Genomic DNA, 13773 nt, shown 5'->3' on the forward strand with positions numbered 1-13773 from the left:
TCAGCGCGCAGGCGGGCAATCGGGATTGTCGCGAGAGGGCGAACCGAGCGCGAGGAAAGCTTCCTGCTCCATGCCGAGTGTCTGGCTGACATTCTCGGTGCGGCCAAAGGCTTCGGTCCGCATGGTGCCGCCGTCATTGACGATACGGGTCAGGAAGATATCCGAGATCGCCTGCCGGTTATGGTCAAGAGCGACATTCGCACCGGTCGGGGCCGTGAACTCAGCCGAGGCCAGCGCAGCCTGGAAAGCCTGCTGATTGTCCGACAGATCGCCACCCACTTCCTCCAGCGCCTGAATCACGGCGATGGTGTTGGTGTAGTAGTTCACCGCATGGATCGAGGGCGAGTCGAACCCTTCAGAGCCCCAGCGCTCGCGATAGCGCGCGACGAAATCCTGCCAGTTCGGATCTTCGTTCAGATCGGCAATCGGACCTGCGGCCACCATGCCTTCCATCAGGCTCTGATGCGGGCCGCGCGCGGACAGCAGCGTCTGGTCGGCAGTGATCGAGCCGCCGATGATCGGCAGATCGCCACCCACTTCGGCATACTGCGTCAGGAAGGCCAGAGCGTCCGTGCCACCTTGAATCAGCACCACCGCATCCACATCGGACGGGAATTGCGCGATGATCGACGAGAAATCGGTCGTGTTCAGCGGCGACCAGAGCTTGGTCACAGCCCCGCCCAATTCGCAGTATTCATGCATGAAGCCGAAAACCTGCGCATAGGGGAACGCATAATCCGCCGCGACAAGGGCCACATGGCGCGAGCCCATTTCCTCATAGGCATAAGTGCCCAGACCGGCCATCCATTGCGTGCCTTCGGTGTTGAAGCGGAAGAAATTAGGCGAAGGATCGCGCAGCGTGGTATCCGCCGCCCCGGACGAGCCGTTGACGATTGTCTTGCCTTCCAACGTGCGCGAATAGTCGCGCAGCGCGATGCCCTCTGCCCCCGAAAGCGGGCCGATGATGATATCAACGTCATCCTGCTCGATCAGTTTGCGGGCCCGTGCCAGCGCCACATCGGGCGTCGCATTCGAGGATTCGCGGATCCATTCGATCTGCCGCCCGCCAACCGTGTAGTCGATCGCCTCGAAAGCCATTTCCATGGCGCGATAAGCATCCTGGCCCCCGGTGGCAAAAGGGCCTTCCAGCGTCGTGATCGACCCGATACGGATCGGGCCATCCTGCGCCAGCGCACCCGTGACGGCAAACATCGCCGCAACTGTACCCATCGCCCAGGCGACAGTTTTCCTGCGAGAAATCAACATTAGTGGTCTCCTCCGTGTTGCGCCGGGCTTCCTCCTCCCGGCAAAGATATCTTGAACCCTTCACTCAGCTCGACAGGCGGTCGGGTCGCAGTACCGCCTGTCAGGTCAGGAAGTCTTCTCCCTGTCCACAGTCCTCTGCGGTGCTTTTCCTACCGCTGCAGTCAGGCGTTTGCCAAAGCCCCAGACGCCATCCGGCGACAGAAGGACAATCGCCAGAAACACCACCCCGATCAGCGTGTTGAACCGGTCATGCCCGATGATCGAAGAGGCGAATGTATCCATCACCGTATAGATCAGCGCACCGATGAACGCGCCCAGCGGATGGCCCAAGCCCCCGATCACGGCCATGATCAGCACGGCAACCGTGGCCCATAGCCCGATGGAACTGGGGGTGATCCCGATATTGTAGAAGGTGATCAGCACGCCTCCCCAGCCCGCGATGAAGCCCGCCAGCGCGAAAGAGGCAATGCGGTGCAGACCGACATAATAGCCGATGGCCGCCGCGCGCCGGTCCGAATCGCGGATGGCCTGCAGGACCAGCCCGAAGGGCGTGCGCACGACATACAGCACCAGCAGGAACATCGACACGGCCACACCCAGCGCCACATAATAGAAGACAAGCGGCGCGCGGAAGGGCAGCCCCATGATCTCGGGGCCGACGATATTGCGGATCCCTTCATAGCCCCGGAACCAGGTGATATTGGACTGCGCGAACAGGCTGAACCCGACGGCCAGCGCCAGCGTGATCATCAAGAGGTATATCTCGCGGGTATTGACCGCGATCATCCCCACGATGGCCCCGGCAATAGTCGCGGCCAGCACGGCCAGCGGAATGGCGGCATAATAGGGCATGGCCATCGGTCCCAGCGGAATGGCCGTAGGGGCCATCATCGCAACCGCATAGCCTGCAACCCCCGCCAACATGGTCTGCGCCAGCGAGACGAACCCGCCATAATGCGCCAGAAAGGTCAGCGACAGGGCGACAACACCGTAAACCATGGCCCGCCCGAAGATATTCACCAGCCAGAAATTCGGCAGAAACAGCGGCAGCGACAGCAGGATCGCCACACCGGCGGCAGTTGCCAGCCATTGGCGCGTGGTCATCATGATCATGTCGGTTTCCTCCCCAACAGACCCTGTGGCCAGACGGCAAGCACGGTGGCCATGATCACAAAGGTCAGGATCACCGAATAGGTCGGAAACAGCACCTGCCCCCATTGCTCGGCCAGACCGATCAGCAGCGCGCCAAGTGCCGTGCCGCCAATCGAGCCCATGCCACCCACGATCACCACCACCAGCGACATCAGCAGAAAGCGCGCATCGACCCCCAGCGCCATCGGCTGCGCCGTGGCCCCGATCACGCCGCCCAGACCCGCCAGAGCCGCACCAAGGGCAAAGACCGTGGCCGCGACCAGGGGCACATTGACCCCGCAGGCGGCCAGCATCTGCCGGTCATCGACACCGGCACGCACGACAATCCCCAGCTTGGTCTTGTTCAGAAGCAGCCACAGCCCGATCCCCACGGCAATCGCAAGCACCACCTGAAACAGCCGGAAGATCGGATAGCGCCCGATGACAGGCAGTTCCGTCGGGCCAAACAGCAACTCCGGCGTGAAGAAACGGAACGGATTGCCGCCGAACAGGAACAGCAACTGATCGGCAATGATGATCGACAGGCCGATCGTGACCAGCGCCTGCCGCAGTTCCTGCCCCTGCATCCAGCCCAGAAGGACCACCTGCATCAACAGGCCCACAAGCGCGGCGGCCAGAATACCGGCCACAACACCGATCAGCCAGGCATGCGACGCCCAGACATCCGAGGCATAAAGCGGATCATAGACCGCGAAGCCGACATAGGCACCGACCATGTAAAGCGAGCCATGCGCCATGTTGACAGTGCGCATCAACCCGAAGATCAACGAGAAGCCACTGGCGACAATAAAGTACAGCGCCGCCAGCGTCAGCCCATTGAGGGTGACGGTCAGAATGAATTGCAGAGACACGTTTTCCTCCTCAGCACGCCCCGCAAGCCCATGGGCCCTCCATCGCGGCGGCGGCGATCTTTATCGCTCTGGTTTTCTCTATATTGACGAGTCGAATGAGCTCTTGCCACAGCCAATTCCAGCCGATATTGGGTAAAAATGAGTAACGCCCTTCACGAAAACGCGCAAGACCGCCTGCCGGATTTGCTGATCCTGGCCGGTCGCGCTGGCCCGGCCTGCGGGGATGATTCCCCTCCGCCACAGATTTTCGCTCCCTGGCTCGACAGGCTGCCCGCCGCACAGCGGGATCTGGTGTCGATCCTGCCTGTCCTTGACATCAATGGCGCGCTCTTCGACGCTCTTGGCAGCGCGTCCGAAACCACGGCTCCCCGCGAAACATGCGCCGCCCCGCAGATCGCAGCGCTGCTTTGCGTCGATCCCTTCCTGCGCCTGCGCGATGCCACGCGGCTGCTGAAATCCGCAGGCATCAGCGCTGTCACGAATTTCCCCACGGTTCAGCTGGTGGACGGAACCGCCGCGCGCGGCTTTGAAAGCGCCGGTCTGGGCGTCGAACGCGAAGCGGAAATATTGCGCCAGTTCATGCTCGAAGGGTTTTCCGTGACCGGCTTTGCCACCTCGACCGAGAATGCGCAGCGTCTGCTGGCACTGGGGATCCGCGATCTGGTCATCCATCCCGGCCCGCCGTCGTCGGATTGGCGCAACCGCGCGACCGCCGGGCAGAAAGCCGTAGCAGCACTGAGCACCCTGCGTAGCCGCGCGCCCGGACCTCTGCGCCTCTTCTGCCCCGAAGCCTATGGCCACGAGTTTGACGCCGCCCGCGCCGCCGCAGACGGACTGGTCCGCTATGGCTGAGAACGCCACCCCCAGAACCGGAGCAACAGCACAGGCGCAACCTGCGGCGCTGCAGGAACTGCTGCGCAAACGCTCGCCCGGCAATGCAAGCCTGCTGGTCGGCGGCGCCATCGGGGTCGGCATGACCGCCGAAGCCGCCGTGCGCGGTGGGGCGGATTTCCTGCTTGCCCTGAATGCCGGGCGGTTCCGGGTCATGGGCGCGGCCTCGCTGGCCGCACTCCTGCCGCTGAACAATTCCAACCAGTTCACCGATACTTTCGCCCGGCGCGAGATTCTGGACCGCGTGGATGTGCCGGTGCTGTTCGGGGCCTGCTGCTTCGATCCCGCCACCAGCCCCGAGCAGATCGTGGCGCAGGTCTGCGAGACAGGCTATCAGGGGATCACGAATTTCCCCTCCGCCATCCATTTCGACGGCCAGTTCCGCCACCGACTGGAAGAGGCGGGTCTCGGTTTTGCCCGCGAGGCCCGGATGCTGGCGCTGGCGCGCGAGGCAGGGCTGATGACTTTCGGCTATGCCAAGACCCGCGCCGAAATCGCGCAGCTTATCGCGACCAAGGTGGACATGATCTGCCTGAATTTCGGCTGGAACGCGGGCGGGGTGCAGGCCGTGGCCCAAAGCTTCACCATCGCCGAAGCCGCAGATCGCGCGCGTCGGATTTTCGTTCAGGTCCGCAGCAAAGCGCCCGACATGCTCTGTTTTGTCGAAGGCGGGCCGATCATCAGCCCCGATGACATGTTCCGCGTCTGTGACGAGGCGCGCGCCGACGGATATGTGGGCGGCTCGACACTGGACCGGATGCCGCTGGAAATGTCCGTGACCGAACGCACCTCGGCCTTCAAGGCCTTTGGTCTGCTCAAACAGGCAAATACAGTGCAATCACGCGAACTGGCCCGCACGGCCCGGATCGGCGGCGTTGTCGGGCAGTCGGAATTCGTGATCGCGGTGCTGGAACAGATCACCCGGCTCGCGCCCAGCCGCATCCCGGTGCTGATCTGCGGCGAAGCGGGTCTTGGCCGCACGACCCTTGCACGCGCCTTGCATCCGCTGTCGCGGCGCGAGGGTCCGCTTCTGACGCTGCGCGCGGGCAGTCCGGGCACCCATCCCGAAGCAACCCTTTTCGGCGATGGCACGCGGCGTCAGGGCTATCTCGCGCGACCCGGCAGCACGGTGGTCATCGAGAATGCCGAAACCCTGCCACCTGAATTGCAGCGCCGACTGGCCGACTGGCTGGAAGAGGACGCGCAGATGTCGGATGACACGCCGCGCAGTGCAACCGGCGCCGCGACCAATGCCCGCCTGATCCTGATCTGCACGACAGGCATGGACGCCACAAACGGGCTGATCCCGGCACTGACCCGCCGTATGCAGGCAGGCCGGGTCGAAATCCCGCCCCTGCGCGAACGGCCCGAAGATGTGCCCGCCCTCGCCCGGCATCGTCTGGCGATACTGGGGCACGGGCAGCAGATTTCCGCAGATGGCTACCGCCTGCTTCTGGCCTATCCCTGGCCCGGAAACATCCCCGAGCTGCGCGCCGTCATCGACCGCGCCGCGCTTGACGCCGAACACATGACGATAGGTTCCGCGCAGATCTCAGCCGCCATCGGTCAGAGATCTGCCGCAGAGCCGGATATGTCCGAAAGCACGCGCCAATCCGTCACCGAACGCGACTGGTTGCTCGATGCGTTGCGCAAGAACCGGTTCCGGCGTGGTGATACGGCGGCCTATCTTGGGATCTCGCGCAAGACGCTCTATAACAAGATGCACCGCTTCGGATTGCTCGAATAGCCCGGCGGCGCTTCACCAGCCAACCACGCTATGCGGCAGCGACAGCCAGTGCCTTGCCCGACAGCCCCTTCGGCCAGCGCAGGAAAATAACCGCCGGATTGGTGATCCCCGCCCGTTGCAACGCCTCGGGCAATTCCGCAAGCGGGCAGCGGATGATCCGTTCCTGCGCGGTCGAGGCACTGGCGACGATCTCGGCCTCGATCTGCATCGGTGCCCCCGCCGCCTGCATCCGCGCCACAATCGCCGCCGCCTTCTGCACCCCCATATAGACCGCAAGTGTCGTGCCGGGCTGCAGCATGCCCGCCCAATCGGGCTCGGGATCGCCCGGTTTGCAACTCGCCGTCGCCAGCAGCAGCCGGTCCGTCTGGCCCCGCTCGGTCAGACCACGCCCCAGACTTGCGGCGGCGGCACTCGCGGCGGTGACACCGGGCACGATCTCGACCGCGATACCCGCCGCGCGCGCGACCTCCAGTTCCTCTGTCACGCGGCCAAAGACGCCGGGATCGCCCGATTTCAGCCGCACGACCCGTTTCCCCTGACGCGCCGCCGCGACAATCACCGTATTGATCCGGTCCTGCGGCCAGGAATTCGCGCCCACGTCCTTGCCGACAAAGACCCGCTCGGCATCGCGCCGCGCCAGTTCCAGCACCGCCGGGTCCACAAGGCGGTCATAATAGATGATATCGGCCTCCTGCAGCAGCCGCAGCGCGCGCAGAGTCAGCAGATCCGCCGCCCCCGGCCCGGCCCCCACCAGCGCAATCGCCCCTTGCACGGAACCCGCGCCCGCCCCGTTCAGCCGCTCCTTGACCAGCCTCAACGCCTCGCGCCCCGCGCCCCGCGCCATGGCCTGACGCGGCGCCGCATTGAACACCCAATCCCAGAAGAACCGCCGCGCGCGCTGCGGGATCTGGCGGCTGACCTGCCCGCGCAGCCGACCGGCAAGCGCCGCAAGCTCCCCCAGCGAGGGCTCCAGCATGGTCTCGATCCGCGCGCGGATCTGGCGTGCAAGCACCGGCGCCGTGCCTTCGGTCGAAATCGCGACCACAACCGGATCACGATCCACGATCGAGGGCGTGGTCGCATCACAAAGCGCGGGCCGGTCCACCACATTGACCATCGCGCCCGCTTCCTTGGCCAGAGCATGCGCGGCATAATCCAGCCCCACACAGCCCGTCGCGACAAAAACCAGCGCGGCCCCGCGAAACACCTCGACCGAAAGGGCGCTCACCTGCTCTGCCCGTCCCTCGGCCACAAGCGCCTGAAGCTCCGCATCCAGTTCAGGCGCCACCAGCACCAGCCGCGCCTCGGTCTTCAGCATCAACCGCGCTTTCTGCGCCGCCTGCTCGCCACCGCCAACAATCACGACATGGCGCCCGGCCATCTGCAGAAACATGGGAAAGGTTTTCATCGGCGTGCTCCTGTTCAGGCCGCAAGAGAAGGCGGGCGCGTTTTCCAGAGTGTTTCGGCATCCTCGCCCGACGCCAGCGCCAGCAGTGCGGCCTGCGCCGTTCCGGTCACAATGGCCTGCGCAAAGGGATCCCGCAGGCGCCCGGACCACAGTTCCGCCAGCGCCTGCGGCGGATGCGGCAAATCCGACAGGCGCTGCGCCTCGGGCAGGATCGGGGCCAGCACGGTCTCGCTGGGCTGCGCATCTCTCAGCCGATGCAGCGTCACGGCTTTGGACGGGTTGCGCTCGAACTCGCCCCCGCCCCCTTTCAGGATACATAGCCGGGGCTGGCCCAGAACCGCTCCCGCCGCCTGTTGCAGCCCCAGATAGGGCGGGTGGAAAACCCCCTGCACCGCCGCCGGCGCCGCAGCCGGGTTCAGCATCCGGCAAACCGTGTTGATGCAGGAGCGCAGCCCCAGCACCTCGCGTAGACGCAGCAGTTCCAGCAGACGCGGCGCGAAACATTCTATCGGCAGATAGGCAATCCCGTCGCGCTCCAGCAAGGCCCCCACCTCGTCCAGACTCTCCGCCCGCGCAATCCCGGCCAAGGCCAGCGCAGAGCGCACATCCGCCCCATCCGACTGGTGTGAATTCCAGCCATGGATCAGCACCCGCGCCCCGGTCTGCGCGACCAGCCGCGCCGCCAGCAGGAACCAGGGCAGCCCGCGCGTGCGCCCGGCGGCATAGCTGGGCCAGTCCAGATCGACCTGCGGCAATACGGGCAAAACCGCGCGCGCAGCACGGGCGAAGCCCGCGATCTCACCCGGCGTCTCCCCCCGGTAGCGCATCAGCATCAACAGCGCACCGATGGCATGCGGATCCGCCCTGCCCGACAGGATCAGGCGCATCGCCGCCTCGGCCTCGGCCGCATCCAGATTGCGCGCCCGCCCCGGCCCGCGCCCCATGGCATGGATATAGGGCGCCAGACTCATTCCGCCGCCTCCAGCCGGGTTGCCAAGAGCGCCGCCAGTTCCGGCCTGCACGATCCGCAGCTTGTGCCCGCCTGCAAGGCCGCGCCGATCTGATCAACCGTGCTCAGCCCCTGCGTGGCAATCGCGTCGCAGATGGTGTTTCGCCCCACATTCAGACAGGCGCAGACCGTGGGGCCGGGATCGGCCATGCCCTGCGCGGGCCGACCGGCCAGCAGCCCCGCCCCCTCGGTCCCGATCTGTGCGGCCACATGCCCCCGCGCCAGCGTCACCGGGTCCGGGGCGACAAACAGCGCCGCCAGCACCCCCCGCCCGTCCATGAAGGCCAGCCGATAGGTGCCCCGGATACGGTCCTCGACGCTCAGGCAGGTGGCGTCGGGCAGGTTGAACAGCGCGCGCCCATAGGCTTCCCACTGTGAGGGCGCCTCTGTCCCTGCCAGTTCGCAGCGCCACCCCCCCTCGGTCCGGGCGCGCGCCCAATAGGCGGCTTTCGGGGTCAGGGGCTGCGCAGACACCGCAAACCCGTACCAGACCGGTGCCAGCGGCGCGAGCGCGACGACGGATGCCTTGCTCTCGGGCTGCCCCGAGATCGGGTCGGTGACCGCCGCGACCAGCGCATCGACCCGGCCCATGGGCGCGGTCTCGCCGGTCCAGTGCATCGGCGCGAAAACCTGTCCGCGCTGCACCCGGTCGGTGATCGCAACCCGCAGGATCGCCTGCCCCTGCGGGCTGGTGACGCGCGCCAGCGTGTCCGGCTCCAGCCCCTGCGCCGCAGCGTCCGCAGGGTTTATCTCGATAAAGGGTTCGGCAATATGCTGGTTCAGCCGGGGCGCAAGGCCCGAACGCGTCATCGTATGCCACTGGTCACGGATACGGCCCGTGTTCAGCACGAAAGGATAGCGCGGTGCGGTTTTCGCAACCGGCAGGCGCGGCAGGACCGGCAGCATCCGCGCGCGCGCATCCGGGGTGTAGAACCCACCCTCGGCAAAGAAGCGCCCCCCCTGTTTGCGCGCGCTGACCGGCCAGCGGGTCGGCTCAAGCCGGTCATAATCAGCATCCGCCAGCCCCGAAATGTCGAAATCGCGCCCCAAGGCGCCCGCCACACCGGAAAGCGCGGCATATTCGGCAAAAATCTCAGAGACATCCTGCCAGCCAAAGGCATCCGCCCAGCCCATACGCCGCGCGACATCCGCCAGCATCCGCCAGTCCTCCCGCGCCTGTCCGGGGGCAGGCAAAAACGCACGCTGGCGGCTGATGGTGCGGTCGGAATTGGTGACCGTTCCCGATTTCTCGCCCCATGCGGCAGCGGGCAGCACCACATCGGCCAGACGTGTCGTATCGGTCTGGGTGATGTCACTGACCACAACGAAATCGCAGCCCTTGATCGCGCGGGCAACAGCATCAGCATCGGGCATCGACACCGCCGGGTTGGTGTGGATGATCCACAGCGCCTTGATCTGGCCTCGCGCCACCGCGTCAAACATCTCGACCGCTTTCAGCCCCGGCGCCTGCGGCATGCGCGGGCTGTCCCAGAACCGCTGGACCGCCGCGCGATGCACAGGGTTTTCGATCTCCAGATGACAGGCCAGCATATTGGCCAGCCCACCCACTTCGCGCCCCCCCATCGCGTTGGGCTGGCCCGTCACCGAAAACGGCCCCATCCCCGGCCGCCCGATCCGCCCCGAGGCCAGATGACAGTTCAGAATCGCATTCACCTTGTCGGTGCCGCTCTCGGACTGATTGATCCCCTGAGAATAGACCGTCACCACGCGCTCGGTGCTGGTGAACCAGTCAAGGAAAGTTTCGATATCGCCTCGCGCAAGCCCGGTCAGCGCAGGGTTTGATCCTCGCGCCTCTGCCAGCGCCGCGTCAAACCCGCTGACATGCTGTGCAACATAGTCGCGATCCACGGCGCCGCGATCCGCCAGCGCCACCAGAAGCGCATTGAACAGCGCCGCGTCAGAGCCGGGCCGCAACGCGAGATGCAGATCCGCAATATCGCAACTCGCCGTGCGGCGCGGATCCACGACCACAACGCGGGTGCCGCGCCGGGCCTTGGCCGCCACCAGCCGCTGATAGAGCACCGGATGGCACCACGCCAGATTGCTGCCCACCAGCACGACCAGATCGGCCTCTTCCAGATCCTCATAGCTGCCCGGCACGGTATCGCTGCCAAAGGCGCGGCGGTGCCCCGCCACCGAAGACGCCATGCACAGCCGCGAATTCGTATCCACATTCGCGCTGCCCATGAAGCCCTTGATCAGCTTGTTGGCAACGTAATAATCCTCGGTCAGCATCTGCCCCGACAGGTAAAAGGCAACCGAATCCGGCCCGTATTGCGCCAGCGCATCAGTGAACCGGTCCGCCACCAGATCCAGCGCGCGGTCCCAATCTGACACCCGCCCGCCGATCAGGGGCGCAAGCACCCGCTCCTCCAGCCCCAATGTCTGCGCCAGCGCCGAGCCCTTGGAGCAAAGCCGCCCCAGATTGGCCGGATGCTCCGGATCGCCGGTGATCTGCGCCCCCCCTGCCCCGTCGGGTGCCGCAATGATCCCGCAGCCCACACCGCAATAGGGGCAGGTAGAGCGCACGCTCATGCAGCAGCCCCCCGGATCAGCCGCGCCGCCTCCAGCAGGATACGCCCCCCCTCCACGCGCGCGGGATAGGTGTTCACTGCCCCCTCATCCGCGCCCTGCGCGAGACCCGTTTCCAGCGAGAACACCCAGTTATGCAAGGGACAAGTCACCGCATTGCCATGCACGATCCCTTCCGAGAGCGGCCCTCCCTTATGCGGGCAGCGGTCATCGATCGCAAAGACCTGATCATCGCCGGTGCGAAACACCGCGACGCAGCCATGCACGGTTTTCACCACACGCGCGCCACGTTGCGGGATCTCCTCCAGTGCGCCAATATCCAGCCAGCTCATTCCGCAGCCTCCCGTGTCAGATCGGCCAGCGCCGCGAAACCGGCCTGTGCCTGTGGCGTCGCGCGCTCTGCCCAGGGGTCGCGCTGATAGACCGATTGCGACAGATCGAAGCGTGCGATCAGCGCCGCGCGGTTCTCCAGATCCTCGACGACCTGCGCGCGCACCCAGTCCAGCCCGACCTTGGCGAGCCATTTATAGGGCCGGTCCAGATATTTGGCGTGTTCACGGTAAAGCTGGACAAAGGCCACGGTCAGATCGATGGCCTCTTCCTCGCTCGCCACCTTGGCCAGTCGCTCGACCTCTTTCAGGTCCATCCCGGCGGCCCCGCCAACGCCGATTTCATAGCCCGAATCCACGCAGACGATGCCCACATCCTTACAGGTGGCCTCAGCGCAATTTCTCGGGCAGCCGGATACCGCCAGCTTCACCTTATGCGGCGTCCATGATCCCCAGAGCCGCTGTTCCAGCTTGATCCCCAGACCGGTCGAATCCTGCGTGCCAAAGCGGCAGAAATCGGTGCCCACGCAGGTTTTCACTGTGCGCAGCCCCTTGGAATAGGCATGGCCGGATACCAGCCCCGCCGCGTTCAGATCGGCCCAGATATGCGGCAGGTCTTCTTTCTTCACGCCCAAGAGATCGACCCGCTGCCCGCCCGTCACCTTCACCGCAGGCACATCGTATTTCTCTGCCGCATCGGCAATCGCGCGCAATTCGCGCGGGTTGGTCATGCCGCCCCACATGCGCGGGACCACGGAATAGGTGCCGTCCTTCTGGATATTGGCATGGTTGCGCTCGTTCACGAACCGGCTTTGCGCATCATCGGTATAGTCCAGCGGCCAGTCGGCCAGAAGGTAGAAATTCAGCGCCGGGCGGCAGACATGACAGCCGCAAGAGGTTTTCCACCCCAGTTCCTGCATCACCGCCGGCATGGATTTCAGCTCGCGCGCCTTGATCAGGCGGCGGACATCCTCATGCGTCAGATCGGTGCAGCCGCAGACGGGTTGCGCCGCAGGCATCTGGAAGTCATCGCCCAGCGTACTGGCCAGCACCTGCTCCACCAGCCCGGTGCAGGTGCCGCAGGAGGCGCTCGCCTTGGTCTGCGCCTTGATATCCGCCAGCGTGCTGGCACCGCCTTCGATGGCCGCAACAATCGTGCCTTTGCAAATGCCGTTACAGCCACAGATTTCCGCCTCAGGCGGCAAGGCTGCAACGGCTGCCAGAGGGTCCGCGCTGGTCCCTCCCTGATAGGCGGGGCCAAAGATCAGCGTGTCGCGCATCGGTGCAATATCGGTGCCATCCTTGATCAGCCCGAAGAACCACGACCCGTCAGCGGTGTCGCCATACATGACTGCCCCGATCAAGCGGTCATTTTCAATGACCAGCCGTTTGTAGACCCCGCGCGCAGGGTCGCGGAACACGATATCCTCGCGCCCCGGCCCATCCGCGAAATCGCCCGCGCTGAACAGATCGACGCCGGTCACTTTCAGCTTGGTCGCGGTCTGCACCGGCTGAAAGGCCGCATCCTGCCCCAGAAGCGAGGCCGCCACGACCTTCGCCTGATCATAGAGCGGGGCCACAAGACCGAAAAGCTGGCTGTCATGTTCGACACATTCGCCCACGGCCAGAATATCGGGATCCGATGTCACCATCTGATCATTCACCACCACCCCGCGCGCCACTTCCAGCGCGGCATCGGTGGCAATGCGGGTTTCGGGCCGGATACCCACGGCCATACAGACCAGATCGGCGGGATAGGTGGTGCCATCCTCCAGCAGCACCGCCTCGACACGATCCTTGCCCAGAATGGCCTTGGTCGCGCCCTTGCAATGCACGCGGATCCCGCGCGCTTCCAGATCCTTCTGCAGCAGATAGCCCGCCGCTGGATCAAGCTGGCGCTCCATCAGATGGCCCATCAGATGGATGACCGTCACATCCATACCGCGCAAGCGTAGCCCCGCCGCCGCCTCCAGCCCCAGTAGCCCGCCGCCGATGACAACCGCTGACCTGCCGGGCTTGTCCGAGGCCGCGATCATCGCATTGGTGTCGTCCAGATCGCGATAGCTCACCACGCCGGGCAGATCATGCCCCGGAACCGGAATGATGAAGGGCGCGGAACCGGTGGCGATCAGAAGCTTGTCATATGCGGCATCACCCGCATTGGAATGGACGATCTTGTTCTCGCGGTCGATCCGCACCACGCTTTCGCCAAAGCGGCAGGTGATGTTGTGCTGCGCGTAGAAATCATCGTCATGGGTGACGATCTCCGCATAGGTCTTTTCGCCCGACAGGACTGGCGAGAGCATGATGCGATTATAGTTCCCGCGCGGCTCTGCATTGAACAGCGTGATGTCCCAGCCATCCGGGTCTTGCGCAAGGATATGCTCCAGCGCCCGGCCCGAGGCCATGCCCGCGCCGATGATGACGAGTTTCTGTTTCATTGGATCGCTCCCGGCATCTGCCATTGGGGCATGGTGCGTGGGTTTATCCCCAACATACCTACATGGTTATACAATTTGCGACTCAATGACGCCGCGTGGTAAACTGCACTAATTGTAGTGGGGACA

General features: G+C 65.0%; 10 protein-coding genes. 2 read left to right on the top strand and 8 right to left on the bottom strand.

The window, feature by feature from the left end; all coding sequences use genetic code 11:
- The 3 genes from BG457_RS08765 to BG457_RS08775 form a co-directional block, all read right to left on the bottom strand.
- Window positions 1–1266, bottom strand: a complete 1266-nt coding sequence (locus tag BG457_RS08765; RefSeq protein WP_071796701.1) for an ABC transporter substrate-binding protein — start codon at window positions 1264–1266, stop codon at window positions 1–3.
- Between the two features lie 105 nt (window positions 1267–1371).
- Window positions 1372–2379: a branched-chain amino acid ABC transporter permease gene (locus tag BG457_RS08770; protein ID WP_217649503.1), complete on the bottom strand. Its 1008-nt coding sequence runs from the start codon at window positions 2377–2379 to the stop codon at window positions 1372–1374.
- Complete coding sequence (locus BG457_RS08775) at window positions 2376–3269, bottom strand: branched-chain amino acid ABC transporter permease (protein WP_071796702.1); 894 nt, start codon at window positions 3267–3269, stop codon at window positions 2376–2378. The genes BG457_RS08770 and BG457_RS08775 overlap by 4 nt, the downstream gene beginning before the upstream one ends.
- Window positions 3270–3407: 138 nt before the next feature.
- Here BG457_RS08775 and BG457_RS08780 point away from each other — a divergent pair, with 138 nt between their 5' ends.
- Both BG457_RS08780 and BG457_RS08785 read left to right on the top strand, forming a co-directional pair.
- Window positions 3408–4121 carry a phosphoenolpyruvate hydrolase family protein gene (locus BG457_RS08780; RefSeq protein ID WP_071796703.1) on the top strand — a complete coding sequence of 238 codons (714 nt, stop codon included), beginning with the start codon at window positions 3408–3410 and terminating at the stop codon, window positions 4119–4121.
- Window positions 4114–5907 (top strand): phosphoenolpyruvate hydrolase family protein, encoded by a 1794-nt coding sequence (locus BG457_RS08785; protein WP_175546771.1) that lies wholly within the window; start codon window positions 4114–4116, stop codon window positions 5905–5907. The genes BG457_RS08780 and BG457_RS08785 overlap by 8 nt, the downstream gene beginning before the upstream one ends.
- A gap of 28 nt (window positions 5908–5935) precedes the next feature.
- Here the strand turns inward: BG457_RS08785 and cysG are convergent, their stop codons facing one another.
- The 5 genes from cysG to nirB are packed head-to-tail and all read right to left on the bottom strand — an operon-like array spanning window position 5936 to window position 13647.
- The gene (gene cysG, locus BG457_RS08790) at window positions 5936–7315 is read right to left on the bottom strand and encodes a siroheme synthase CysG (RefSeq protein WP_071796705.1); all 1380 of its coding nucleotides are present in this window, start codon (window positions 7313–7315) and stop codon (window positions 5936–5938) included.
- Between the two features lie 14 nt (window positions 7316–7329).
- Window positions 7330–8286: a glycosyl transferase family protein gene (locus BG457_RS08795; RefSeq protein ID WP_071796706.1), complete on the bottom strand. Its 957-nt coding sequence runs from the start codon at window positions 8284–8286 to the stop codon at window positions 7330–7332.
- Window positions 8283–10880 carry a nitrate reductase gene (locus BG457_RS08800; protein ID WP_071796707.1) on the bottom strand — a complete coding sequence of 866 codons (2598 nt, stop codon included), beginning with the start codon at window positions 10878–10880 and terminating at the stop codon, window positions 8283–8285. The genes BG457_RS08795 and BG457_RS08800 overlap by 4 nt, the downstream gene beginning before the upstream one ends.
- Window positions 10877–11209 (bottom strand): nitrite reductase small subunit NirD, encoded by a 333-nt coding sequence (gene nirD / locus BG457_RS08805; protein WP_071796708.1) that lies wholly within the window; start codon window positions 11207–11209, stop codon window positions 10877–10879. Before nirD ends, BG457_RS08800 begins: the two co-directional genes overlap by 4 nt.
- A complete protein-coding gene (gene nirB / locus BG457_RS08810) occupies window positions 11206–13647 on the bottom strand; it encodes a nitrite reductase large subunit NirB (protein WP_071796867.1) in 2442 nt (813 codons plus the stop codon). Before nirB ends, nirD begins: the two co-directional genes overlap by 4 nt.
- Window positions 13648–13773 lie beyond the last annotated feature (126 nt).

This window comes from Natronohydrobacter thiooxidans, assembly GCF_001884735.1.
Taxonomy (GTDB): Bacteria; Pseudomonadota; Alphaproteobacteria; order Rhodobacterales; family Rhodobacteraceae; genus Roseinatronobacter; species Roseinatronobacter thiooxidans_A.

Bases quoted from the DNA above. Each gene is read 5' to 3' on its own strand.
- nirB (WP_071796867.1), bottom strand. From the start codon at position 13,647: ATGAAACAGAAACTCGTCATCATCGGCGCGGGCATGGCCTCGGGCCGG.
- BG457_RS08780 (WP_071796703.1), top strand. From the start codon at position 3,408: ATGAGTAACGCCCTTCACGAAAACGCGCAAGACCGCCTGCCGGATTTG.
- BG457_RS08800 (WP_071796707.1), bottom strand. From the start codon at position 10,880: ATGAGCGTGCGCTCTACCTGCCCCTATTGCGGTGTGGGCTGCGGGATC.
- BG457_RS08765 (WP_071796701.1), bottom strand. From the start codon at position 1,266: ATGTTGATTTCTCGCAGGAAAACTGTCGCCTGGGCGATGGGTACAGTT.
- BG457_RS08785 (WP_175546771.1), top strand. From the start codon at position 4,114: ATGGCTGAGAACGCCACCCCCAGAACCGGAGCAACAGCACAGGCGCAA.
- BG457_RS08770 (WP_217649503.1), bottom strand. From the start codon at position 2,379: ATGATCATGATGACCACGCGCCAATGGCTGGCAACTGCCGCCGGTGTG.
- cysG (WP_071796705.1), bottom strand. From the start codon at position 7,315: ATGAAAACCTTTCCCATGTTTCTGCAGATGGCCGGGCGCCATGTCGTG.
- nirD (WP_071796708.1), bottom strand. From the start codon at position 11,209: ATGAGCTGGCTGGATATTGGCGCACTGGAGGAGATCCCGCAACGTGGC.
- BG457_RS08795 (WP_071796706.1), bottom strand. From the start codon at position 8,286: ATGAGTCTGGCGCCCTATATCCATGCCATGGGGCGCGGGCCGGGGCGG.